This is a genomic window from Intestinibaculum porci (assembly GCF_003925875.1).
Taxonomy (GTDB): domain Bacteria; phylum Bacillota_I; class Bacilli_A; order Erysipelotrichales; family Coprobacillaceae; genus Intestinibaculum; species Intestinibaculum porci.
Genome location: NZ_AP019309.1, coordinates 667,014 through 691,509, shown reverse-complemented (window position 1 = coordinate 691,509; position 24,496 = coordinate 667,014). Strand labels below are relative to the sequence as shown.

Genomic DNA, 24,496 nt, shown 5'->3' with positions numbered 1-24,496 from the left:
TGCGCATCGGCATGAGATAAATAGTATCGTATAATACTATTATCAGAGGTATTAACCCAAAATGCTTATGGCTGATGAACACCACCATAAAGAACGTTAAAAAGATATTGAAAGGTACTCCATGGATTATAAATATCCACCCCACCAAAGCTGTAGCCATCATACCATTCTTTAATTAATGGAGAATCCTTTTCTAAATGATAATATCGTAAGGTCTCATCCATTTCTTCTTGGGTAAAACCAAAATCTACTGCTGAAACGGGATCCATTAAGGAGTATACATGAAAGTTATTCATACCAGTAAAAATACTTTCCTTGGCAATCCTTAAGCAGCCTGTGAAGACGGCCCGTTCTAAATATTCATTATCCTTTAGGGCACTAAGCAGAACGCTTCTTAGAAAAGATGTCATATTCTGATAATATGTATTATGATGATCTCTGCTAGCTTCATATGCAGCTTTGAGTGGTACATCATACTCATCAATTAAAATGATCACACGAGCGTGGTAATATTTGGGCTCAATCACTTTTCCTATGGAATAGCTAATTTCCCTATAGCGGATTTCTTCGACTCATATCAATGATTTTCAAGAAGAAATATTCATCATCAGGATAGCCATAACCCATTCGACGTATTGTCTTAATGCGGTTGTTAATTCCTTCAATTTTAGAACTTGTGATTTTGATTGTTGCATGAGCTATGATACCTTCAAAATGATTGGAAAGAAGATTAGCAAACCAAATGAAATGTTCATTCTTTGTCTCATTGCATAGATCAATGATCTCAATAATCTGTTTAGCCATTTTCCATTCATGATCTTCCTGATAGGCTGCTGTTATCTTTTCTTTGATAAGATCAGCTTTGAACAGCAGCTCATTTTCTTTAATAAGAAGATCAAACTTATCGTTCCACCCACCGATAGCCTTGATTTCTGGAAGGTTAAACAGATCTGACTTTTTCTGCTTCACAATGCCTTTCTGAGCAGCCTCATCCTTCCTGTCACGCGTTGCCTTCTTTGAGCATAAAACGTGCTTAGACTTCTTAAGATGCTTAGCAGCTTCCATATTTCCTTCAGCGATAAGACGTGCCTGCTCATCCTTTCTGATTTCATTGATCAGCTTTTCATTCATGTTCTTTACAATATGAAAGTAGTCAAAAACAGGCTGTATATGAGTACATCTTTCCTCAAACGCTTCCTCAAAGTCGCTGTTCATGTCACAGCCGATGGCCTCAACATGATCCATCCATTCCTCACCGACATAGTCAATGAAGTCATAGACAACCTGCTTAGACTTTCCTCTGGCGATCCAGAGAACATTTCCTGTTTCCATATCAATGATGTGAGTGGCATACTTGTAGCCGTTATGAAGCTTGAATTCATCAATTCCAAGGTATTTGCAGAACTTTTGCGGCTTTCTAAGAGTTTTTCCATCAACGGTATAGAGTCTCTTTAGTCTTCTAAGGTCAATGGCCTTAACAATATTCTTACCAACTCCTGTAAGCTCTGAGATGCTCTTAAGAGTGAATGAGGCTCTGCCGAGGAGCTTTTCAATGAATTCTTCAAGAGCCTTAGTAATGCGATGGTGCTTTGACTTGAATGGAACACCCTGCATCTTTGTAGCATTACATTCAGGATTTGTACACTGCATCTGATTAAGGCTGACTTCCACAACCGTGCTTGTTGGGCCGTAGCTGAAGTGCTTGATTCTTGTAGGAGCGCAGATCATGTTCTTGTACATGTGAGCACCACAGCACTCACAGATTCTATCCTCATCCGAAACAGTCTGAATGCCCTTATAGACAATGATCTTGTGATCGGCTTTCTTAGGATCATCTTCAATTTCAGTGTCAGTATTAATAAACCCAGTTAATGTGTTAGGAATCTTCAGATATCCATCATCAATGATTGTATTTTTAGATTGAGTGTTAATAGCTAATTGTGTATAATCCATTTGAGGTCTCCTTGTTAGTTACTTATATCCGCCAAGATACAGTCACTATCATACGGTAGACCTCTTTTTATTTCAATATTTTGGAATTAATTGTGTACAACCTACTCCATAGGAAAAAGTACAGACCCAATATTTGTATAAACATTCTGTTAATAATCTTAATGAGTCCTTAAGCAGTGTCACATCAGCCCTTTGTTCGCGAAGCTCCTTAAGTCGCATTCGATCATATTCATCTAAGTTTTTTAAATCAAGTAATTCAAGATGCGTGCCCAAATAATTAGAAATGAGGTTTTGATACGATTTCAAATTCAATTCAAACGTATCATCGATCATCGTCTTTAATGATAAATTGATCACTGGATAACGATTCTGATGCTTCATTGCTTCTTTCTCAGCAGTGATTTTTAAATGATCAAACAAATGGGCATTGTCTTTTTCTTTGATACTAAAGAAATAATAGAGCATACTCATATTCATTGATTTTCCAAAACGTCGTGGTCTTGTATATAATGAGACTTCATTGATATATAGGCACAAGGATACCTGCGAATTCATTCGCAGGAGGAATTGTGCCATCCTCCTTCTCTATTTAACAGGCATATACCCACCTGCATGAATAATCTTCTCTACTTTCTTAACAGGCACTGACTTCTTGGCGTCTGTCACAACATATGTGCCTTTGTTATGAACGCCCTTTGCCCTATGCTTCTCTCCGCCAATAACAACAGTATCGCCAGGACGCAGTGTATAGTGGCTTCTTCTGATCACGCGTCTGCCTTTCGAAACTTTCCGCTCTCTGAATACGCGAAGGTTCTTCTCGGAGTGTCTTGACTCGCTTCCGCATGACAGCTCTGCACCTTTCTTTGTCTTGCCGTCTCGCGCATCAACGTATTTTGCATCAAAGAATTTTTCAAGGATGCGGTTATTCCGTCTCAGCTTCTGAAAATGCATAAAAGGCGTCCTGCGTCTTGGATGGAATTCTCCCATGGCGTAGGCGTCATTGGCATGCGACTTTTCAAGGTGTAGGACTCTTCTTGCCTCCTGCGTAGCAGCGCCATATGTCATGTGCCATTCTAAATCAGGGTGGGTGCTTTTCAGCGTTCTGAACATCTGCCATCTGACAGCGTTCATGAAGGCTGCGCCGTTAAACGGCTTCGTCCTAGGCTTCAGGTCGTACAGCTTTCCGCCCGGCTTGTGGTTTGCCGAAGTATGGCATTTTGTGCAGACAGTCAGCAGATTGCTCATGCGGTTCGTATGATCGCCTGTTTCGAAGTCGATATGATGCACTCTCAGAATAGCGCCTTCATCCGCGGTTTCCCCGCACACCTGGCATGTGTAATTGTCACGATAGAAAACGGCTTTTCTCAACGTGTTCATGCCGTATCGCGGCCCCTTCTGATAATCATCGCCTTTAAGCACGGTGCCTGTTGCCTCAAACTCATGCATGGCGTGGACGTCAAACGAGCCCATTTCAAACGTGGCTGAGACTATCGGCATGACCTCAAGGAACCGCTCAAAAATACGGATATGCTGATCACGGATGTTTCTCAGCGACGGCGCCAGCCATCCTTCCTTTTTGGAAGCTGTCCGATTATCAAAACGGGGCTTTCTGTAGCGACGCCTGTTTCTTCTTGCGCGGCGCATTTTCCGACAGTCATCGTGCCGCTTCTTCTCATCCTGAAGCATGTCAAATTGGCAGTCAAAATACTCGTGTTTTTCTGATTTGATGGATACACCAATATGTTTGTATCCCGTATCGCAGCAGTACTCGATCGGCTGCATATTCTCGCTTACGATTCTTGTAAGCATGATCGTGAACGGCTTATACTTAAAGATAACAGCCTTACCGCTTTTCAGCAGCTTTCTTGCACGGTACTCGCTTGTCGGCATCAGCGGCTTTTTATCCGGTGCTACAACGCATACGCTCATGGAAATTCCTCCTTTCCTGTAAAATAATAACGTTTGAATATATAAACTTAATCAGCTGAACTAAGATTGATGAATAAGTGTGTGCTTACGCACGCCTGCATACGCTTGCCGGAGGCAGTATATATGCAGCTTCTCCCTTTCAGGGTAGTTCCCATCGCCAAGGTTATCACAGTTATGTATGACATGCACACTTCTCCTGCCCGTCAGAGATGTTTAATGCATGTCACAGAGCAAGGGACGTGGGAAGAATCCCCAGGTGCCTGTATTTTTGCGGATAACATAGTGCCCGAAACACATTAGGCTAATCAGCTAGTACGTATGTACCGACGCCAGTCTTAGGCCTGCGCGAGACAAGCCTGCGACTTTAGTCGCGGGTAGTTGACTTAATCAATCACCTCTCCTTAACATTATCTTTGCAAAGAGAAGAAAAAAAGAAGGAGGACATTCCCCCTTCTTCTATTATCAATGATTAGTCATCTAAAGCAGCAACCATAGCTAAGTAAGAATCTTCTTTTAATGAAGCTCCACCAACTAAAGCGCCATCGATATCAGGCTGAGCAAGTAATTCTTTGATCGTATTAGGTTTTACTGATCCACCATACTGAATTCTTACTTTATCAGCTGTTTCCTGACCATATAATTCAGCAACTACGCTTCTGATATAGCCGCAAACATCCTGAGCGATTTCGTTAGTAGCTGTTTTACCAGTACCGATTGCCCAGATTGGTTCGTAAGCAATAACAGTCTTTTCAACGTCTTCTTTTGCGACGTCTTTGTATGCAGCGACAACCTGAGTCTTTACAACATCATGTGTTTCGCCAGCATCATACTGAGCTTCAGATTCACCAACACAAACGATTGGGTTGATGCCATTCTTTAAAGCCTGTAACATTTTTAAGTTAACAGTTTCATCAGTTTCACCGAAATACTGTCTTCTTTCAGAGTGACCTAAGATTGTCCAGTCAACACCGATTTCCTTTAACATAGCAGCTGATACAGCACCAGTGTATGCACCGCTATCTTTGAAGTGCATATCTTCAGCTGCAACAATTAAATGTTTTGCTTCTTTAGCTGCAGGTAAGTCTAAGTAAGGAGTTGCGATTCCCCAGTCAGCCTTATCATTTAATTTATCATCTACCGCTGCTACGAATGCTTTTGTTTCAGCGATAGTTTTGTTCATTTTCCAGTTTCCAACTACGATTGGTTTTCTAGCCATTATACTGATCTCCCTTAACTCAATTATTTGTCATCAACAGCGGCGATACCAGGTAATACTTTACCTTCCATATATTCAAGTGAAGCGCCTCCACCTGTAGAGATATGAGATACCTTGTCTGCGAAGCCTAACTGTTTAACAGCAGCTGCGGAATCGCCACCACCGATAATTGTATTAGCACCATCTAAAGCTGCTAAAGCTTTACATACTTCGATTGTACCATTAGCGAAGTTAGACATTTCGAATACGCCCATTGGACCGTTCCAGATAACTGTCTTAGCGCCAACAAGAGCGTTCTTGATGTTTTCGATTGATTTAGGACCGATGTCTAAGCCCATGTATCCATCAGGGATGTCACCTTCGATTGTTTTAATATCGCCTTCGTTAGCGAAAGCTGTATTACATACAGCATCAACAGGTAAGAGTAATTTGTCTCCGCCTTTTTCGATGTATTCTTTAGCTAAATCGATCTTGTCTTCTTCAACTAATGAAGAACCAGTCTTTAAGCCTTTAGCTGCATAGAAAGTGAAGGCCATACCGCCACCGATGATAACTTTATCAGCAACTTTTAATAAGTTGTTAATAACACCGATCTTAGAAGAAACCTTAGAACCACCTAAGATTGCTACTAATGGTCTTTCTGGATCATTGACAGCTTTGCCGATATAAGCGATTTCTTTTTCAAGTAAGAAACCAGCAGCTGCAGGATGTAAGTATGTTGGGATACCTACAGTAGAAGCATGAGCTCTATGTACTGAACCGAATGCATCTTCTACGAATACATCACCAAGTGATGCCCAGTATTTACCTAATTCAGGATCATTTTTAGTTTCACCTGGTTCATAACGTGTGTTCTGAACTAAGATAACCTGACCATCATGTGCTTCTTTGATGGCGTTTTCTAATTTTTCGCCACGAGTTGCATCAACGAATTCAACATCACGGCCAAGTAATTCAGCTAAACGAGGTGCTACAACAGCCATGTTGTTTTTCGCTTTGTCTTCTTCTTTCTTAATTTTTCCTAAGTGTGAGAATAATACTACAGCTTTAGGATTGTGATCTAATAAATAGTTGATTGTTGGTAAAGCAGCGACAATTCTGTTGTCATCTGAAATTGCTTTTCCTTCGTCTTTAAGTGGGACATTGAAGTCAACACGAACAAGTACTGTTTTGTTAGTTACATCAATATCTCTGATAGTTAATTTATCCATTTTTATCTGTCCTCCATGGTGCCATTATATCACTCAAAATTTGTCATTTCAATAAAATCAAAGCCTTACCAAAATACTATTTACGTAAACTTTACAGGAAGCACAAAAAAATAAGAAGCCAGGCTCCTTATTTCTTAATCAAGTGGTCAACGTTCGGGCAGCGATCGAGTAAAAAAGCCGCAAAAAGGCTTTCATCCCCTTCCACAAAGCACCCTTTTTTGACAATATAAGTGTTCCGATTCACCTTTAAGACATAACAGGTTTTCAAACTATACACCGCATCGATCAAAGCGTAGTCAATACTGCTTTGCGCACGCGGCAGGGTTAACGCGATATAGTCTTCATAAAAAACAATGGTACAAAGCGGCAGCCCTTCGATGCCTTGATCCTGTGTTAACAGCGATCGCGTGATCGCATCTGGCATCAGTAATAAGCTCAGCAGGATAATCCCGCCAGCAATCCCTTCTAACACAGCTATCACCGGCGAACGTCTGATTAACAAAACGCAGGTAACGTCGGCAATCATAATCAATACAATCCCGCGCACAATATAGCCCCGCATCAAAATTTTGACAACGTATTCTTTATACATCTGACGATTGGGCTGATACTGATTTTTAAACATTATTTAAAGACCATCAGATTCGCAATGGGAATCCGTCGAGCAATAAACTGGGTCAAATCATTATACACCCCGCTGGTTGCCCCAAAATACTGTTTGGCCCGGTTGTGTTCGCCCACCATTGACATCTCCCACATGCCAAAGCCAGGAATAATATTATAAACCGGCTGACTGGCAAAAAAGTTTTCCACTTCCTGGAAGATTTCTTCCACAACTGCGGGATCAATCATCACTTCTTCTTTCCGGCCTTTGCGGTATTTGCCATAGCCTTCACCATATAAAGAACTCGTTAAAACGACCTTTCCGGTGTTCATAATCGACAAGCGCTGTTCCACCTCTTCATTGGCCGCTGCATCAGGAGACATTTTTTCAATATTTGTATAAAGTTTCAGCTTTCTCATAAGTACTCCTCTCTTTGCCTCCATTATATCGCACGATTCTTCTTTTTGACAAGCCGACAAAGCACTTTCCTTTTTTCACAAAAGCGTGTAAATGTTGAAATGTAGAGAAAACGTTATTAAAATAATAGATATATAAAAGGAAGGATGTCTATGAAAAAAACCACTGAAGAAATGGGTCAGCTGATCATCAGTCTCCAAGAGATCTTTGATGTTGTCAGACTGATCAATCCAACTCAGCTTGAGCCATGCATTGAAAATGCTCTCAGCGGCAGTAATGAAAAAAGACACGACTACTGTTTCCGTTCTTTCCAGAAAGATCAGCGGTGCGAGAATTGTATTTCTCTCGAAACGTTTACGAAACATAAAGATGAGACCAAAATCGAATTCATCGGTCGTGATCCCTACTTCGTTTTAACCAAATATGTCGAAGTGGATCAATATCCTTACGTGCTTGAATGTGCATTAAAAATCCATGGTCAGCTCACGGTTGGAAATACAAGCACTGACTTTATCAGTGATATGGTCGAGAATAACCACGAAAAATATACCAATTATGAAACCGGCCTCTTTAATCGTCGCTACTTTCACGAACAAGTCAAAGACTTGCCTTGCAGCGGCGTCGCCATTGTCAATATCGATCATCTTCGCCAGATCAATAAGAATTTCGGTCGCGCGGCTGGGGATGAAGCTATTATTTTCGTTTCTCAGGTCATTAAACTGCGATTACGCCATGAGGATGTCGCGATCCGCTATGGCGGTGATGATTTCCTGATTGTTTTCCGCAATATTGAAGAGATTCATTTTGTCGAACGATTAAAGGATGTCCAAAGTATCGTTCACGCCTATGCGAACGATGATTTCCCCAATTTACGCATTTCCGTCTCTATTGGCGCCTGCTTTGAAGAAGCTGCAACCGCTTCAGCGCTGCTGCCAATCGCCGAAGATGCATTAGAACAGGCGAAAGCGCGTGGCGATGCGCTGATTATCCGCTAAGCATGAACTGATGTTCATGCTTTTATTTTTTTCTTGTGAATTTTTTAATACAAGAATTTTTCATTTCACGAAAATATCCATTATTCTTTTATTATATTCCTATATTTTCTAAACAAAATTAATTATATTTCCAAATGATGTATTTTATGATATAATATCCCTTGTAGGAGAAAAAAGGTGTATACGCTTACACCACATAATTACATTTAGGAGGAACAATATGGATCAATCGAAACGAATCAAATGGTCGACTCTTGCATTCATGGCCTTCTCTACCGTTTGGGGATTTGGTAACGTCTTAAACGGCTTTATCTATTTCAACGGTATTCAGGTCATCTTCAGCTGGATCCTGATGTTCGCCCTCTATTTCGTGCCTTATGCCTTAATGGTTGGTGAACTTGGTTCAGCATTCAAGGAAGCTGGCGGCGGCGTCAGTTCCTGGATCCACGAAACCATGGGTCCAAAAATGGCATACTATGCCGGATTTACTTACTGGGCATGCCATATCACTTATATCGCCTCAAAGGGATCAGGCGGTTTAAAAGCATTATCATGGGTAATTTTCCGCAATGCGGAAACATTTGCGTCTTTTAAACCATGGGCGATTCAGTTAGCCACCTTAGGTGTCTTCTTATTATTCTGTTATATCGCATCACGTGGTTTAACGCCTTTAAAAGCTTTAACATCGATTGCCGGGACATCAATGTTTGTCATGTCCTTACTTTACATCGTGATGATGTTTGCGGCCCCAGCGATCAACCCTGGTGCGCACTTTGCATCATTAGACTTTTCGTTAAAGAACTTAGTCCCACAATTTAACGTCAAATACTTTACGTCTTTATCAATTCTTGTCTTTGCGGTAGGGGGCTGTGAAAAGATTTCCCCTTACGTCAATAAACTCGAGAAACCAGAAAAGGAATTCCCAAGATCAATGATCACCTTAGCGATCATGGTCGCCGTCTGCGCGATCCTAGGAACCATTGCCATGGGCCTGATGTTCGATCCAAAAGACATCATGAAAAACTTTGATGCTTATAATGCGAACGGTTCTTACTGGGCTTTCCAGAAATTAGGTCAGTATTATCATATGGGTGACTTATTAATGATTATCTACGCTATCTGTAATGCCATCGGTCAGTTCTCAACCCTGATCCTGTCCATCGATGCGCCATTAAGAATGTTATTAGATAACGAAGATGCGCGTCAGTTCATTCCAAAGAAATTATTAAAACAAAACAAATATGGCGCTTATGTCAACGGGATCTGGTTAGTCGTTATCTTATCTGGAGCGATCATCTTAGTCCAGGGCTTCGTACCAAATGCGGATGTCATCTTAACCCAGCTGACAAAATTAAACTCCGTCGCTATGACGCTGCGTTACTTATGGGTATTCTTAGCCTACATTGCCTTAAGAAACGCAACCAACTATGCGAAGTTTAAACCAGAATATCGTGCTTTCAAATCACAGGCCGTTGCCAAATTCTTCGGCATCTGGTGTTTTGTCGTCACAGCAGCCTGCGATATTATGGGGATGTATGATACGGATACCTTCACCATGGTATTAAAGATCATCACCCCGCTCATCTTATTCGCTTTAGGTTTAATCATGCCAGCCATCGCGAAACACGAACAAGCTTAATAACATTTGCGATATCCTTTTGGTTTTCCAAAAGGATATTCTTGTTTTATAATACAACATGGAGGTAATAAATATGTATCAAGAAGTTTCAAAACAATTATTAGACTTTTTAGCGCATTCCCCAACCGCTTTTCAGGCTGTAGACAATATGCGCACCATCTTAAAAGATCATGACTTTGAAGAATTAACCGAAGGATCCGCATGGTCTTTAACCCCTGGTCATAACTATTTCGTCACCCGTAATAATTCCAGCATCATCGCTTTCAAGCTCGGGAGAGACTTATCGCAGTATTCCTTCAACATTGCGACTGCGCATAGCGATTCCCCTTCTTATAAGCTGAAAGAAAACTACGAATTAGAAGTAGTGGATCACCACTATATGCAGTTAAATACCGAAGGCTATGGCGGCATGATTGACAGCAGCTGGTTCGATCGTCCCCTCTCCGTTGCCGGCCGCGTCTTAGTGCGCAGCGGGGATGAAATTGTCACCAGACTTGTCAATATCGATCGAGACTTATTAATGATTCCAAATGTGGCCATTCATATGAACCGTAAGGTCAATGATGGTTTCAGCTACAACAAGCAGGTGGACTTATTGCCATTACTAGGCGGCAGTGAAACCAAACCAGGCGACTTACAGGCAATCATTGCAAAGGCTTTAGAGATCAGCGAAAAAGACATCATCGGCACCGATTTATTCTTATACAACCGCCAGCAGCCAAGTATCTGGGGCGCTCATAATGAATTTATCTCAGCTGGTCACTTAGATGATTTGCAGTGTGCCTTCAGTGCCCTGCAGGCATTATTAGCTGGTTATAACGATCGTTCCATCGATGTGATGGCCATCTTTGATAACGAAGAAGTCGGTTCCGGCACCAAACAAGGGGCAGATTCGACCTTCTTATATGATACCTTAACGCGCATCAATAGCGCTTTAGGCAAAACGCCGGAAGATTACTTACGGGCCATTGCCAGCAGCTTTATGTTATCAGCGGATAACGCTCATGCCGTTCATCCCAATCACCCTGAGCATACCGATCAAACCAACTGTGTCTACATGAATGAAGGGGTTGTCGTTAAGCAGCACGCTGGTCAGAAATACTGCTCAGACGGCGTATCTATTGCCTTATTCAAAGAATTTGCGAAACAGGCTAATGTCCCATTACAGTTCTTTGCCAACCGCTCTGATAAAGCCGGCGGATCAACCTTAGGCAATATCTCTCAGGCCCATGTCTCACTTAATTCCGTCGACATCGGCTTACCTCAGTTAGCCATGCATTCCGCCTATGAAACAGCCGGCATCAAAGATACCTACTATATGATTGAAGTGATGAAAGAAGTTTTCAATGCCCACATTGAAGAAATCAGCGCTTCCCGCTTAAAGGTTACCCATTAATGGCTACCAAGATTCCTAAAAGAGAGCGCAAGAAAAACAAGCAGATCACAAAACAGGAAAAGGACAGTTTCTTACTGTCCTTAGCCACTTCGATGATTGCGGCGTATATTGTCTTAAGCTTTATCAAAGCCAGTCTCGCGCATCATTATCTGATTCATCTCTATGTCGATAGCGCCGTGGCTGTGGTCGCCTTAGTCATCTTTCTCATGCAGTTTAAATATCAGCGCAGTCTCTACAAAACCTATCACAATTCCCGCACCCCGATGCTCATCACCATCGCCTCTATCGCCATTGGTCTTGTTTGCGTGATCATCGCCTATCAGACCATTGACTTTTCCGCAGTCGTGTTATTGATCGGTCTTATAGCGACGAAAAAGATTGCCGAAAAGGAGTGGAGTAAATGATTTACTACCTTGTTATTATTAACATCATCGGTTATGTTCTCTTTTACGTCGACAAGCAGAAAGCCATCCGCCACCAGTGGCGCATTCCTGAAAAGACGCTCTTTCTCGCCGCGCTGCTAGGCGGCAGTTTGGGCTGCATCGCCGGAATGTATCGCTTCCGCCATAAAACCAAACACTGGTATTTTGTTTATGGGATGCCTGCGATCTTTATTGCCCAGTGTATCATTGCCTATTATGTCAATATCTTTGATCATTAAAAAAATGCCTGTTTTAGGCATTTTTTATTTTTCCAGGCTAACAGATTTTAAAACGAGCAGTTCTTCCAGACATTCTTCATAAGCTTTCGCTTGCTTAACAAGAGCTTGATAATCATCCTCTCGTAACACAACATAGCGAATACCTTTTTCGCAAAAGCGAACCATTTTCACCGGAGGAGCATTCTGCAGCGCCTCCAAAGCATCTTTCACATTCATCTTTTCTCACTCCTTTTACCCTTCATTATACAGGGTTTTACCGTATTTTAAAATTGTTCCAACAAAAAAAGATGCCTCAGCATCTTTTTTTAAGCACGATTTAAGCCATTCAGGAAAGTATTAGAACGACTATCTGGATAATGTTTAGGGAAAGCACTATTCGATTTCATGAAATAATTCATCGAATCAGTCGTATCATCCCAAGTCACATCCATATTATACCAGGTATCACCATCTTTAACGACATTCCAGGCATGGTTCCCTTCCCCACGTGAACCATAAGCCGTCCCGCTGACAACGCGGCAGTCAATACCGGCTTCCTGACACATTTCATAGAATAATAAGGCATAGCCTTCACAGACAGCACCACCATCAATTAAAGCATTATAAGCAGTATAGCCGCCATCAACATAATCGGTATGATTGACGATGTAATCATGAATCTTTTTGATCTTATCACGATGAGAGCCTGATAAATGTAATGAGGCCATCGTACTCTTTAAACGTGATTTAAAAGCATCGTTATAACTCTTCGTAATACGGTAGCTGATATTATAAGTAATCGTTGTCGTATCCGATGTTGTGGCAGAATAAGAATAAGAACGCAATGAGAAATAATCATAATCATTGACGTAGTTATTCGAAACACCAAATAACTGAGACGTTAACTGCCCCGCTGATGCGGTTTCATTTAAGGCCACGGTAATCGTTGTATCACGATTGGCAATCGCCTGTCCTAACTGCGTTAAAGCTGAGGCGCTGTCGCCGTTAATCGTAACACTATCCCCGCTGCCGCTGCTGACATCTGTCAGACGGACGTTACCGCTAGAAGAAGCGCCATTATAGACAGTAACCGTCGTAATGTATTTTTTGTTGGCGAGTTTACCTGTCACTTTCGCAGTACCTTTCGCCTTAGCGGTGACCTTCCCGCCACGGCTGACCGTAGCCACCTTTTTCTTATTGGTAGACCATTTGATCTTACCCTTTTTCCCTTTAATTGTCAGTTTGTAAGAATTGCCACGCGCAATCTTCAGGGTCTTAATGTAAGTGATTTTCGCTTCTGTATTAAAATGTCCATCATAGACAGAAGTCACGATCACTGCCAAACAGATCAGCGCGGCGGTTATGAATTTGTTTAAGTAGCGACCCAAATCCTTCATAAGTCACCCTTCCTTTCAACCACATTGTACCATCAATTTTACTGTCACACAACAACAATTAATTTTATTTTTATTTATTTTATGTGACACATAAAATATCATCGTTCTTTTAAATTATTCCGTTAATTTCATGATAATAAGAATTCCCAGACAATGCAAAAGTTTTCTTCATCAATTCAAAAAACTGTCAGACGACAGTTTAATGAGCAGTATACATATAATCCAGATCCAAATGCTTATGACCAACCACAGCGCTCTTATAATGATCACCGGTCTGCCATAAGTAAGCGCGTGAACCATCGCTGTAAGGTCCGCTTTTGGCGTAGCCATAGCGGGCATACCAGACTTTATCAAATGATTTGTAGTAATCAGAGGTCAGATAGTTGACTAAGAAATTACGATTGGCATAAATGCCTACATTCTTATAACCGGCCTTTTGTAAAATGCTAACGAAACTTTGGACAATCTTTTCCAGATAGCCGACGGCATCTTTCTGATGAATCAGGGTCATTGATTCCAAGTCGAGAAAAACCGGATATTCCATCGTTCGCCCTTCCATATTATTAAGCATACGGACAAACATCTTAGCTTGTTTTTCTGCTTCTTTCACGCTGACTAAGCTTTGCCGATCTTCACTTGCTAAATACCAGTAAGCCCCCATTCCGACCCCCGCTTTCTTTAAAGCGATGGCCTTTAAGCGGCTTAAGCGATCAACATCACTGGATACCCCTAGTCTTAACATCACAAAATCTAAATTATAATCTTTCACTTTATCAGCATCAAAAGCCGTATTCCAGGCAGAAATATCACAGCCGACTTTCACGCCGCTCTCATTTTTCACCTTCACTGGTAAAACGCGCGTATAGGTTTCGTTTTTATAAGTCCCTTTTAAAACAATTTTGGTACTGCCTTCTTCAATTGGCATAATCATCCCATTGATCGTACCATAGGACACCTGTGCAATCTTTTCATCATGAGTAGAAAAAGACATATTGGTAAAGGCGAGATCAGCCATCAGCTTCTTACCGGAATACATCGTCCCCACTTTTAAGGTCACGGGATCTAAGAGTTTATTCTTTTTAACGGGGCCAAAGATATGAATGCCCGCCACAATTAAACCAGCGACAACAAGGGCAATCACCCCGCTATAAATCAGTTTCTTTTTCATTTGCATCACCTACTTCTTATTATACAAAAGAGAAAGCGTTCTGACTACAAAAAACAAAAGAGCTGCCTAAGCAGCTCCGGTGCAAAGTTTCCTTTTTACTTACATGGTGATGATAAACATATGTGGTCATAACATGGTCACATGAGCATAAAAAAATGGATTTCCAGAATAAGTCCACCATTCTTTTCCTGGAAATCCTGCCCCATATTATATAGACCCTCACTAAGTCTATACTGCAGTGACACACTGTTGCTTGCACATATTATTATGAGTGCAAGCGATCACTACAAGGCGATTATAAAACGCGTCCACACATTATGCAACGGAAAAAAGCGATTCATACTTTCAAATTTTGGAAATCTCTACTTTTTAAGGACATCTTTGTAGACACGCAAAACATTCTTATAGAAAATCTTTTCAATGTCCTCGTCGCTAAAATGCACCTGACGCAGCGCCTTCGCAAGTCTTGGCAAAGCGCTCGCATCTGGCAGGCCGCCTGAGGTGATCCCATCAAAGTCACTGCCTAAGCCAATCACATCAATACCGGCTAAATCGCGAATATAAGTGATATGACGCACTAAATCAGAAACATCCGCCTGGCCGCTCTCATTTAAGAAATGAGAGGAATAGTTGATGCCCATTACGCCGCCGCGGCTAGCTAATTTTAAAATCATATCATCACTCATATTGCGGGCATGATCAGTAACGGCGCGGGCATTGGAATGTGAAGCCACAAACGGTTTTTCAGTTAATTCATACACGTCGTAAAAGCAGCGATCACTCATATGGGATACATCGATGATCATCCCTAATCGCTCCATTTCCTTAACGCAGGCTTTTCCAAAATCAGTCAGGCCATGAACATCATCATAGGTATGATAGCCATCTCCCTCACTAAAGTTAGGATGGGTAATACCATTAGGGAAATTCCAGCTTAAGGCCGCCATCCGCACGCCTAAACGGTAATAATCTCTTAATAAAGCTAAATCGTGATTGAAAACAGCGCCTTCTTCAATCGTTAACATACAGGAGATTTTTCCTTCTTTCATGTTGCTGAGGATCTCGTTATAAGTTGTCACCGGAGATAATAGCTCATACGAGTCCATCAAGCGATAAAAGGTATCGACATTTTTTAACATGTGATACATCGGATTTTCGGAATCCTTTAAATACGTAAAGACGGCAAAATTCTGCAAAGCGTAATCGCCTTGTTTCAGTTTCGCTAAATCAATATGCATATCATTAGCATCAAAAGAGAATGACGGATCCTGCTCAAGACGTCTGGTCATTTCAGTTAAAGTATCACAGTGCATATCAAAGACTTTCATCGAATTTCCTCCATAAAAGGTATCTTCTTTTCCTGATACTCTTTCGTTAATGGCTGACTCGCTAAAAGCCAGTCTAAGCCAGCTTTTAATTCGCTGGGATCTTCTTCAATAATGCCGTAAGCCCCTAGCTGCAGCACATCGAAGATCGACTGCCATAAATCATCTAATGAGCCGCTTTCTTCATCGCTCATTTCACTATCTAAATAAACATCTAATTCATGTCCTAAACGGATCGCTTCCTTGACATCCATTACTCTTCCTCCTTAATAAAGTGAAAATGTAAACAAGCCTTTTCAATGCCATCATGATCAATATCATCGGTCACATAGCTCGCGGCCTTTTTGGTAAGGGGATCACCATTCCCCATGCAGATACTCAGTTTCGCCCCTTCAAACATTTTTAAATCATTCTGACTATCGCCAAAGGCGATATAGCCGTCAGCGCCATATTTCTTCACAAAGACGTTATTGCCAGTCGCTTTGGAAACCCCAGCAATCGTCGCATCCGCATACGTTGACATGCCTGGTGCCACATCCACCCCTTTAACGTGGGTAAAAGGTTCATAATCATAGCCTAATGGGCCAAATAAGCACATCGCATAGACATCATCATGACCGTTATAACGGCCTACTGGCGGAATCACATTGCCAAAATACTTTTGCGTTGTATAAACATATTCATCTGGCTTTTTAGTAATTAACCGTTCTTTCTTTTTAAGGGTCACCGCGTAACCTAACGCATCAGCAATAGCGATTGTCTCGATCACGCTCTGGGGATCGAAGACATGTTCTTCTAGCACATTTAAATTCCCATCTAAAACCAGCTGGCCATTATTAATGACAAAGCCGTCCCATGGGGCAATCTCGAAAATCTGCGTCCGTTTCAGAGAATCGAGACCTCGTCCCGTCGAGACAATTAATTTATGACCCGCCCCGTGCAGCTGTGCGAGAGTGCGCTGCGTCGAGGCGCTGACTTCGTGGGCACGATTATCGCGCAGCGTGCCATCAACATCAAAACAAAATATTTCCATAACTCTTCTCCTCCCCCCTTATTGTAACACAAAAAGAAAAACAGCGCTTCGCTTCGCGCTGTCAGTCATCAAATCAATTCTAACTTATGCATCTCATCCTGAATTTCACGCACAGCCTTGTTTTCATCATAGCCTTCTGCCGTGATCACGACTTCCGCTTTTTTAGGAATCCCTAAAGAAACGACACCCATGAGGGATTTGAGGTTAACTGTTCTTCCCGCATAAGTTAATGAAATATCACTATTAAACTGTTTGACAAAATCAACGAGTTTTTCTGCTGGGGCTGCATAGAGGCCAACAGGATTCGTAATTATCACTTTTGCAGATCGAGACATAATGATTCCTCCCTTTTAAAAAATTTATTTTTTCGACAATTTCATTATAGCACATATTTTTTCAAAATATGCAAATAGAAATATTTTTAAGAAATTTCTTAGTGGTTGTGATCCTTATGTTTACTGCGTTTTCCTTTGACTGCTAAGCCTTCTTCCGGTCCCGTAAAAGCAACCAAGGAACCTAAATCATAAGCCTCAAAGCCTTGTTTGGTTAATCTCTTAACCGCTTCATAAGAAGTTCCTTTCTTATTGGCATACAGATAAAGAATATCCTGACTCTCTAGCTGATCTTTGGCCTGCTGATCAATAATGCGCAGCGGCAAACACTGCGCCCCTTTGGGATGACGCTTTTCGAAAATATAATCTTCATCAGCGCACAGCAATAAAATCCGTTCATCCTTTAAAAAGCGTTGATACCCTTCATTAATATCTAGACTCTTAATCTCCTTTTTCTTTCCAAACAGCATATTCTTCCTCCTCATCTTCATTAAGTTTAACAAGCCTGTTAAACTTTTTCAATTTGTCATTGCATTTTTGATAAGGTCATGATATTATAAACGAGCAGTCAGCTAGGGGCTTGGTCCAATGGTAGAACATCGGTCTCCAAAACCGTTGATGCGGGTTCGATTCCTGCAGCCCCTGCCAGTTGTTGATAACGTCACTTCGGTGACGTTTTTTTGTGCTTGCATTTTCTTCTCATCATTCTATAATTAGATTGTCTAAAATTAGAATAAGAACGAGGAGGATACTTATGTTTACAGCTTATGATGTGCATGCACTCACTGAACTGATCTTAGAAAAATATACCTTAGCGATGAAGCCTTTAAGCAAAGAATTACACATTCCTTTAAAGGCCGTAGAAATTCTGATGTTTCTTGCCAACAATCCAGAACATGCGTCGGCAAAAGAAATTTGTGATTCTCTGCATATGAAATCAGGGATTGTCTCAGTTCATATTGATCGTCTGGTCGAAGACGGCTATTTGACGAGAGAGACATCCCACGCTGACCGGCGACTGATTTCTTTGCGTGTAACCAGCAAAGCCACACCCATCAAATTAAAAGGACAAGCCTTACAAAAGCAGTTTCTAAGCGATGCCTTTGCCGGGATGAGCGAGGAAGAATTAACTGCCTTTCATCAAAGCATCGAAAAAATTGTCGATAATTTACAAGGCATGGAGGGGTGAGCGTATGAATGATCAGAAAACATTTTTAGGTACAGAGCCGATTGGCAAACTCTTACTTAAGCTGGCAATTCCGACAGTTATCGCCCAGGTCGTCAATATGCTTTACAACATTGTCGATCGTATATATATCGGTCATATTCCGCACACCGGCGCCCTTGCTTTAACCGGCTTAGGCGTCTGTATGCCCATTATTTTAATCGTCACCGCCTTTGCGGCCTTCGTCGCCTCTGGCGGCGCGCCGAAAGCTTCGATTGCGATGGGCAAAAATGATTACGACGAAGCAGAAAAGATTCTCGGTAACTGTATCACCCTGCAGTTCATCATTTCCCTTTCCCTGATGATCATTTTAAAATTTACCGGCAAAGATTTACTGATCTTCTTTGGTGCCAGCAAAAACACTTTGCCTTATGCCATGAGCTATATGCGGATTTATATCTTAGGGACGCTCTTTGTGGAACTGACTTTAGGTTTAAATGCCTTTATCACAGCGCAGGGCTTTGCGACGACAGGCATGGCCACGGTTTTAATTGGGGCCATTACCAACATTGTTCTTGATCCGATTTTTATCTTCGGTTTTCATATGGGTGTCCAGGGCGCCGCTTTAGCGACGATTCTTTCCCAGGGTCTTTCCTGTATTTGGGTGGTGCTCTTTTTAAGAAGTAAGAAATCCATCTTCAAGATTAAAGCAAAGTACCTCAAGCCGGAGGCTTCAATCATTCTGCCCTGTTTAGGCTTAGGCGCTTCCACCTTCGTGATGCAGTCGAGTGAAAGTATCATTCTCTTATGCTTTAACTCTTCCCTGCTTAAATATGGTGGCGATTTATCTGTCGGCGCGATGACGATTTTATCATCCATCATGCAGTTTGCCCTCCTGCCTTTACAAGGTTTAGCCCAAGGCGCTCAGCCAATTACCAGTTATAACTTTGGGGCGCGTAATAGCGATCGCGTGAAAGAAAGTTTCTTTAAGCTATTAAAAGCCAGCCTGTTTTACAGCAGTATTCTTTGGCTGCTGATTATGGCTTTCCCAAAAATCTTTGCCAGTCTCTTCTCTTCCGATGCCCAGTTAATGAATTATACCGCTTCAATCTTACGTATTTACTGCGGGGCCTTAATCCTCATGGGGATTCAGATTCCCTGTCAGATGACTTTTGTGTCGATCGGCAATGCGAAAGCTTCCATCTTCTTAGCGGTCTTACGTAAGTTCATCTTACTGATCCCGCTCATCTATCTTTTACCCCATCTTTTACCAAACAAAGCGATCGCTGTCTATACAGCAGAACCGGTAGCGGATATTTTAGCGATGACAACCACTTGTATTGTCTTCTTCTTACAATTTAGAAAAGTACTCAAAGAGCTTAAACGTGACGCCTAAAGCGCCGCGTTTTTAAGTACAAAAAAGGACAAACGGGAACCACTCCGTTGTCCTCATTTCGCGTTATGTGAAGGGAACCAATCCTCACACAACTAAGAGCGTAATGTTGAGGGTCTCTCAACAAACTCATTATAACATAATTTTCCAAAATAGCTAGAAAATAGGCTGTTTCACTTGAAATATTTACTTCTGGGCAAGCAGTTTTTCAGCGCTGACTAACTTTACGACAGTCGCAAAAATTTCCGCTGCCAAGGCAATTTCATCAAGTGGCGGCAGGGTTGGGGCAATACGGATATTGCTGTCATGTGGATCCTTATGATAAGGATAAGTCGCCCCCGCTCCGGTCATCACAACGCCGGCTTCTTTCATCTTTGCGACGATCTCTTGCGCGGTGCCATCTAACCCGGTAAAGGAAATGAAATAGCCGCCTTTAGGATTGGTCCAAGTGCCGACTTCTAAGCCGCCTAACTGTTCATTTAAAGTCTTTTCCACTGCTTCAAACTTTGGACGAATAAGATCCGCATGTTTCTTCATATGTTCCTTTAAGCCATTGAGATCGCCAAAGAAACGAACATGACGTAACTGATTTAATTTATCATGACCAATTGTCTGATGTTTCATCTGATTTAAGATATCTTTCTTATTGTTTGGCGAAGTGGCTAAGGCTGCAATCCCTGCTCCTGGGAAAGTAATCTTAGAAGTTGAACCAAATTTATAGACTAAATCTGGATGACCTGCTTCCTTGCAGGCTTTGAGGATATCCGGGATATCGATTTCTTCATAAAGATGATGAATGCAGTATGCATTATCCCAGTAAATACGGAAATCTTTCGCCGCTGGCTGTAAATGTGCGAAGCGATCAATGACTTCATCACTATACACAACGCCGCCGGGATTCGAATACTTAGGCACACACCAGATTCCTTTCACCGCAGGATCTTTCACAAATGCTTCAACGGCGTCCATATCTGGTCCATCCTCATGCATTGGGATATTGATCATTTCAATTCCGAAGAATTCAGTAATACCAAAATGACGATCATAGCCAGGTACTGGACATAACCATTTAACCGGGCCATCTAACTGACACCATGGGGTATTGCCCATGACCCCGAAAGTATAACTGCGAGCAATCTGATCATACATAATATTTAAAGAAGAGTTCCCATAAACGATGACATCTTCTGGATCACTATCCATCATATCACCAAGCAGTTTCTTCGCTTCAGGCAGCCCATCCAGGCAGCCATAGTTACGGGCATCCGTGCCGTCAGAGGCAGTTAAATCAGAAGCGCTGTTAATGACATCTAACATCCCTCTTGATAAATCTAACTGGTCACTGCCAGGTTTGCCACGGGCCATATTTAATGAAAGGTGACGATCGACATAAGATTGATAAGATGCTTTTAAGGCTTCATATTCTGCTGTGAGTTCTTCTTTACTCATTTCCACATAAGGTTTCATTTTCATTCTCCTTTACTTGCTTTTTGTCATTTTATCATATTTGTTATTGTTTTTTTAGGCTTTTCAAAGCATTTATGAAATTTCTCGCGAACGTATCACGATCCCGCCAATAAGCAGGCAGGCACAGGTATAAAGCAGCGCTAAAAGCGAAGCCAATAAGCCCTGATAGATCGTGACATCCTTCATCAGCTCATAGAAAGTGGCACTCACTAAGACGCCGGTAAGATCGATATTCGTCATATTTAACAAAGTATAAGCGCCCACCGGAATCAGGGCAAAGATAATAATAACAACATTAGCGAAGATTTCATCTTTACATAATAAGTTGACTAACATGCTGAAGGAAGCCACAAACAAATACGTCAGATAGACTTCAATGAAGACCAGCAAAGCATAAAAGGGTTCATCACATTCGATGTGCATGCCAAAGACAATCATTCCTAAAACAATTCCAGTCGTGATGAGCTGGCCTAAAAGCAAACGGAAAGCAAGGGCATAAAAACGCGTAAAAATCAGTTTGCCTTTATCTTTTAGGGTAGAAACCAGCATCGCTGTTTCACCCTGTTTTTGATCTAAATGCATAAAGCTGCTGATATGCAATCCAATCACCACTGTTAACAGGCAGTAAGCCGGCCCGTTATACATCACCGCTAAAAGCTGCGGGAGGGTTTTGAGGGCATCATGGGAGATCATATAATGATAAAAACCACCCATCGTTATAATAAAGTACAGGATGATTGTTAAAAGATGGCCGGGAGCTCGGCGTAAGCGCGCCGCCTCAGTGCTGATCATTTTCATAATGCACACCTCCTCTTTCATGAATGGCCTGCGCATGAATAAACGTCAATTCATCAAAGGCAATGCCGTGACACACGAGTAACTGATTAATCGTATAAGCCTCATCATCAGTGAAAACATCCATCAGAATCAGTCCTTTAAGCAAACGGGGATGATAAGCTTTTAACGCAATCATCGCTTCATCCTGATGGGCGGTATTGAGGGCTAACACAACAGACGGGGATAAGTCGACCTGATGCTTTGTCAGATGACCATCACGCATATAATAGGTTGATGTCTTCATCTTGCTTAATAACGCATCATCACGCATCGTCAGCAGGAATGTCATCTCCTGCTTTGTGCATTCTTCAATAAGCGCTTTGACCTTTTTTATAGAGAGCTGATCTAAGTGGGCAAAGGGATCATCTAAGACGACTAGAGAAGGATAGCCAACAAAGGCTAAGGCTAATTTTACAAGCTGATATTCCCCCTGCGAGAGGCTTTGCACACGCCGTTTTAATAAGTCTTCAATACCTAATAGCGCAGCAAGTTCCGTAATATGTCCCTTGGCTTTTTTCACCTGCATATATGCACATTTCTCTTTGAGTAAGGTTTTCACCTTTAATGTAGGATCAAAGACCATCGGTTCAAGCAAGGCGCCCACCTGGCTGTGGCTATAGGTGTTTTCCACCAGATCATTGATCGTAATGGTTCCAGAATCAGGCGTGATGACATTGGCTAAGACTTTACATAAAGTCGTTTTCCCGGCCCCTTCTTCGCCGATAATAACGCAGACTTCGCCTTGAGCAACCTGCAGATCCACCGCCTCTAAAATGACTTTTTTCTTCTTTTTTAAAGATACCTTTTCAATTTTTAACATGCTGCCCTCCGATTGGCTAGAAAGCCATAAATAAGCGTAACGATCACACTGATGATAAGCGCGATCACAAGATTGGTTAAACGAATCCCTAGACTCTGACTATAAAGCAGTTTCGTCAGAATCGGCTGATTGATATAAGGGCGTCCATAAGAAAGTAGGACGGGCATCAGGCTCATCACGATCAACACATCAAAGCGATAAATCGTCGCTTTCATAAAACTGCTAAGTAAAACAAATAGGGTGACGCCCATAATTTCTAAAAAGGCATAACTCAAACCGATGATCATCATCACCTTGAAAGACGTTTTCGCAATCACCACATTCATAGCAAGAGGCACGATCGCCGCCAGCAGAGCGGTATAAATGACATTTACCAGCAAAACAATAACATCGAGGGCTAATAAGCGGCTGAGCGCGTAACGATTTCTTTGTTTGGTCATAGGAATAATGGCGCACTGATCTTCTTCATGGGTGAGATACGATAAGACAAATAAGAGGATCCCGCCCATCATCACGCCATTACGTGATCCTAATGTCATGACCTCGCCAAAATGTAAGTTTGAAGCAGGATGAGCGATCACGATCAAAAGAATCGCTAACGCCATCGCCACTAAGATATATAGAATCCGCAAGCTAACAAGCGCACGTTTCAGATGGTGAAAGAAGAGTCTAATCATGGCTCTCACCTCCTAAAAAATTTTGGAAATAATGGGCTTTGCTTTCTTTAACGCGTTTGATTTCATAAACTTTTATACCCTGATCTAAAAGCGTTTTATTCACTTTCCCATCATCTTCAATCACGACAAAGCCATCATCTAAGACCTGCGCCAAGGGATAAAGATCGCAAAGACGTTTGACATCATCGACGCGGACATGGAGCTTGTTTGAGAGCTTCTGCTTTAAATCACAGCTGTCCATTTCCACCGCTAATTTTCCTTTTACCAATAAGCCATATGTATCCGCTAAACCATCAAAATCTTCGATGCGCGAAGATGTCATCAGGATACTGGATCCCGCTTTTTTACAATGCTCTAAAACCTTTTTCACCAGTCCTTTCTGAGTTGGTGATAAATGGGCAAAAGGATCATCTAAAACAATCAGTGGCGGCTTTCCAATGATGCTTAAGGCAATCTTCTCTAAAGATAAAACACTCGCCGACTGTGTCAGCCCTTCATGGGCATAACGTTCTAAATCTAACGCCTGTAATAAAGCCACGGCCTGATCATGAGCATCTTTGACTTTCATGAATTTCGCTTTCGCGACTAAATTATGATAGAGATTACCGGCTATCAGGGGACCGAAATCATCTAAATAGATCCCAATGAGATTATGATGTTTAAAAGCATCAAGGCGGCCATTTATCATCACTTCACCGCGAAAACGCACGCCACTATTGCAAAGGGCTTTGACAAGCAGACTCTTGCCTGAGGCATTCACCCCGCCAAGGCCGTAAATTGTCCCTTCTTTGACATGGATACTGACATGATCTAATAACAGCTTTTTCCCTTTTTGAATACATAAATCCTTTGTTTCTAAGATATAAGTCATCGAGCTCTTCC

Annotated in this window: 28 protein-coding genes and 1 tRNA gene; 8 read left to right on the top strand and 21 right to left on the bottom strand. The window is 41.8% G+C overall.

Annotation, left to right across the window (positions count from 1 at the left end; all coding sequences use genetic code 11):
- Nucleotides 1-65 precede the first annotated feature (65 nt).
- The 8 genes from SG0102_RS03395 to SG0102_RS03360 all read right to left on the bottom strand — a co-directional run bounded on the left by SG0102_RS03395 (nucleotide 66) and on the right by SG0102_RS03360 (nucleotide 7,332).
- Nucleotides 66-527 (bottom strand): AAA family ATPase, encoded by a 462-nt coding sequence (locus tag SG0102_RS03395; protein WP_269461201.1) that lies wholly within the window; start codon nucleotides 525-527, stop codon nucleotides 66-68.
- A gap of 25 nt (nucleotides 528-552) precedes the next feature.
- A complete protein-coding gene (locus SG0102_RS03390; RefSeq protein ID WP_125118654.1) occupies nucleotides 553-1,953 on the bottom strand; it encodes an ISL3 family transposase in 1,401 nt (466 codons plus the stop codon).
- Between the two features lie 72 nt (nucleotides 1,954-2,025).
- Complete coding sequence (locus SG0102_RS03385) at nucleotides 2,026-2,508, bottom strand: AAA family ATPase (protein ID WP_269461210.1); 483 nt, start codon at nucleotides 2,506-2,508, stop codon at nucleotides 2,026-2,028.
- A 30-nt stretch (nucleotides 2,509-2,538) separates the two neighbouring features.
- Nucleotides 2,539-3,882: an RNA-guided endonuclease IscB gene (gene iscB, locus SG0102_RS03380; RefSeq protein ID WP_125118652.1), complete on the bottom strand. Its 1,344-nt coding sequence runs from the start codon at nucleotides 3,880-3,882 to the stop codon at nucleotides 2,539-2,541.
- A 469-nt stretch (nucleotides 3,883-4,351) separates the two neighbouring features.
- Nucleotides 4,352-5,098, bottom strand: coding sequence for a triose-phosphate isomerase (gene tpiA, locus SG0102_RS03375; RefSeq protein WP_125118651.1), 747 nt, complete (start codon nucleotides 5,096-5,098; stop codon nucleotides 4,352-4,354).
- 23 nt (nucleotides 5,099-5,121) lie between these two features.
- A complete protein-coding gene (locus SG0102_RS03370; RefSeq protein WP_125118650.1) occupies nucleotides 5,122-6,309 on the bottom strand; it encodes a phosphoglycerate kinase in 1,188 nt (395 codons plus the stop codon).
- 127 nt (nucleotides 6,310-6,436) lie between these two features.
- A complete protein-coding gene (locus SG0102_RS03365) occupies nucleotides 6,437-6,934 on the bottom strand; it encodes a YcxB family protein (RefSeq protein ID WP_125118649.1) in 498 nt (165 codons plus the stop codon).
- The gene (locus SG0102_RS03360; RefSeq protein WP_125118648.1) at nucleotides 6,934-7,332 is read right to left on the bottom strand and encodes a hypothetical protein; all 399 of its coding nucleotides are present in this window, start codon (nucleotides 7,330-7,332) and stop codon (nucleotides 6,934-6,936) included. Before SG0102_RS03360 ends, SG0102_RS03365 begins: the two co-directional genes overlap by 1 nt.
- Nucleotides 7,333-7,482: 150 nt before the next feature.
- Between SG0102_RS03360 and SG0102_RS03355 the strand changes: the two genes are divergently transcribed.
- The 5 genes from SG0102_RS03355 (at nucleotide 7,483) to SG0102_RS03335 (ending at nucleotide 12,021) form a co-directional block, all read left to right on the top strand.
- Complete coding sequence (locus tag SG0102_RS03355; protein ID WP_157982961.1) at nucleotides 7,483-8,325, top strand: GGDEF domain-containing protein; 843 nt, start codon at nucleotides 7,483-7,485, stop codon at nucleotides 8,323-8,325.
- Nucleotides 8,326-8,545: 220 nt separating this feature from the next.
- Nucleotides 8,546-9,964: an amino acid permease gene (locus SG0102_RS03350; RefSeq protein WP_125118646.1), complete on the top strand. Its 1,419-nt coding sequence runs from the start codon at nucleotides 8,546-8,548 to the stop codon at nucleotides 9,962-9,964.
- A gap of 73 nt (nucleotides 9,965-10,037) precedes the next feature.
- Nucleotides 10,038-11,360 carry a M18 family aminopeptidase gene (locus SG0102_RS03345; protein ID WP_125118645.1) on the top strand — a complete coding sequence of 441 codons (1,323 nt, stop codon included), beginning with the start codon at nucleotides 10,038-10,040 and terminating at the stop codon, nucleotides 11,358-11,360.
- Nucleotides 11,360-11,764 (top strand): hypothetical protein, encoded by a 405-nt coding sequence (locus SG0102_RS03340; protein ID WP_125118644.1) that lies wholly within the window; start codon nucleotides 11,360-11,362, stop codon nucleotides 11,762-11,764. Before SG0102_RS03345 ends, SG0102_RS03340 begins: the two co-directional genes overlap by 1 nt.
- Entirely contained in the window at nucleotides 11,761-12,021 is a 261-nt protein-coding gene (locus tag SG0102_RS03335) for a DUF1294 domain-containing protein (RefSeq protein WP_125118643.1), read from the top strand. The genes SG0102_RS03340 and SG0102_RS03335 overlap by 4 nt, the downstream gene beginning before the upstream one ends.
- Nucleotides 12,022-12,045: 24 nt before the next feature.
- On the opposite strand, the gene SG0102_RS03330 is transcribed toward SG0102_RS03335, so the two are convergent.
- The 8 genes from SG0102_RS03330 to SG0102_RS03295 all read right to left on the bottom strand — a co-directional run bounded on the left by SG0102_RS03330 (nucleotide 12,046) and on the right by SG0102_RS03295 (nucleotide 17,725).
- A complete protein-coding gene (locus SG0102_RS03330) occupies nucleotides 12,046-12,237 on the bottom strand; it encodes a hypothetical protein (RefSeq protein WP_125118642.1) in 192 nt (63 codons plus the stop codon).
- A gap of 89 nt (nucleotides 12,238-12,326) precedes the next feature.
- Nucleotides 12,327-13,397 carry a transglutaminase domain-containing protein gene (locus tag SG0102_RS03325; RefSeq protein WP_125118641.1) on the bottom strand — a complete coding sequence of 357 codons (1,071 nt, stop codon included), beginning with the start codon at nucleotides 13,395-13,397 and terminating at the stop codon, nucleotides 12,327-12,329.
- A gap of 199 nt (nucleotides 13,398-13,596) precedes the next feature.
- Complete coding sequence (locus SG0102_RS03320) at nucleotides 13,597-14,565, bottom strand: GH25 family lysozyme (RefSeq protein WP_157982960.1); 969 nt, start codon at nucleotides 14,563-14,565, stop codon at nucleotides 13,597-13,599.
- Between the two features lie 362 nt (nucleotides 14,566-14,927).
- The gene (locus SG0102_RS03315) at nucleotides 14,928-15,893 is read right to left on the bottom strand and encodes a dipeptidase (protein WP_125118639.1); all 966 of its coding nucleotides are present in this window, start codon (nucleotides 15,891-15,893) and stop codon (nucleotides 14,928-14,930) included.
- Nucleotides 15,890-16,144, bottom strand: a complete 255-nt coding sequence (locus SG0102_RS03310) for a hypothetical protein (protein WP_125118638.1) — start codon at nucleotides 16,142-16,144, stop codon at nucleotides 15,890-15,892. The genes SG0102_RS03315 and SG0102_RS03310 overlap by 4 nt, the downstream gene beginning before the upstream one ends.
- On the bottom strand, nucleotides 16,144-16,923 hold the full coding sequence (locus SG0102_RS03305) for an HAD hydrolase family protein (RefSeq protein WP_125118637.1): 780 nt from the start codon (nucleotides 16,921-16,923) through the stop codon (nucleotides 16,144-16,146). Before SG0102_RS03305 ends, SG0102_RS03310 begins: the two co-directional genes overlap by 1 nt.
- Nucleotides 16,924-16,991: 68 nt before the next feature.
- Nucleotides 16,992-17,258 (bottom strand): HPr family phosphocarrier protein, encoded by a 267-nt coding sequence (locus SG0102_RS03300; protein WP_125118636.1) that lies wholly within the window; start codon nucleotides 17,256-17,258, stop codon nucleotides 16,992-16,994.
- A gap of 98 nt (nucleotides 17,259-17,356) precedes the next feature.
- On the bottom strand, nucleotides 17,357-17,725 hold the full coding sequence (locus SG0102_RS03295) for a rhodanese-like domain-containing protein (protein WP_125118635.1): 369 nt from the start codon (nucleotides 17,723-17,725) through the stop codon (nucleotides 17,357-17,359).
- Nucleotides 17,726-17,829: 104 nt separating this feature from the next.
- Here SG0102_RS03295 and SG0102_RS03290 point away from each other — a divergent pair.
- The 3 genes from SG0102_RS03290 to SG0102_RS03280 all read left to right on the top strand — a co-directional run bounded on the left by SG0102_RS03290 (nucleotide 17,830) and on the right by SG0102_RS03280 (nucleotide 19,816).
- Nucleotides 17,830-17,903 (top strand) — tRNA-Trp (locus tag SG0102_RS03290).
- Nucleotides 17,904-18,009: 106 nt separating this feature from the next.
- Entirely contained in the window at nucleotides 18,010-18,444 is a 435-nt protein-coding gene (locus SG0102_RS03285) for a MarR family winged helix-turn-helix transcriptional regulator (RefSeq protein ID WP_125118634.1), read from the top strand.
- Between the two features lie 4 nt (nucleotides 18,445-18,448).
- Nucleotides 18,449-19,816, top strand: a complete 1,368-nt coding sequence (locus tag SG0102_RS03280; RefSeq protein ID WP_125118633.1) for an MATE family efflux transporter — start codon at nucleotides 18,449-18,451, stop codon at nucleotides 19,814-19,816.
- A 183-nt stretch (nucleotides 19,817-19,999) separates the two neighbouring features.
- Here the strand turns inward: SG0102_RS03280 and SG0102_RS03275 are convergent, their stop codons facing one another.
- The 5 genes from SG0102_RS03275 to SG0102_RS03255 form a co-directional block, all read right to left on the bottom strand.
- On the bottom strand, nucleotides 20,000-21,280 hold the full coding sequence (locus tag SG0102_RS03275; protein WP_125118632.1) for an aminotransferase class I/II-fold pyridoxal phosphate-dependent enzyme: 1,281 nt from the start codon (nucleotides 21,278-21,280) through the stop codon (nucleotides 20,000-20,002).
- 72 nt (nucleotides 21,281-21,352) lie between these two features.
- Nucleotides 21,353-22,078 carry a hypothetical protein gene (locus SG0102_RS03270; protein ID WP_125118631.1) on the bottom strand — a complete coding sequence of 242 codons (726 nt, stop codon included), beginning with the start codon at nucleotides 22,076-22,078 and terminating at the stop codon, nucleotides 21,353-21,355.
- Nucleotides 22,059-22,937 (bottom strand): ATP-binding cassette domain-containing protein, encoded by an 879-nt coding sequence (locus SG0102_RS03265; protein WP_125118630.1) that lies wholly within the window; start codon nucleotides 22,935-22,937, stop codon nucleotides 22,059-22,061. The genes SG0102_RS03270 and SG0102_RS03265 overlap by 20 nt, the downstream gene beginning before the upstream one ends.
- Nucleotides 22,931-23,614 carry a hypothetical protein gene (locus SG0102_RS03260; RefSeq protein ID WP_125118629.1) on the bottom strand — a complete coding sequence of 228 codons (684 nt, stop codon included), beginning with the start codon at nucleotides 23,612-23,614 and terminating at the stop codon, nucleotides 22,931-22,933. Before SG0102_RS03260 ends, SG0102_RS03265 begins: the two co-directional genes overlap by 7 nt.
- Nucleotides 23,607-24,485 carry an ATP-binding cassette domain-containing protein gene (locus tag SG0102_RS03255; RefSeq protein WP_125118628.1) on the bottom strand — a complete coding sequence of 293 codons (879 nt, stop codon included), beginning with the start codon at nucleotides 24,483-24,485 and terminating at the stop codon, nucleotides 23,607-23,609. The genes SG0102_RS03260 and SG0102_RS03255 overlap by 8 nt, the downstream gene beginning before the upstream one ends.
- Between the last annotated feature and the right edge of the window lie 11 nt (nucleotides 24,486-24,496).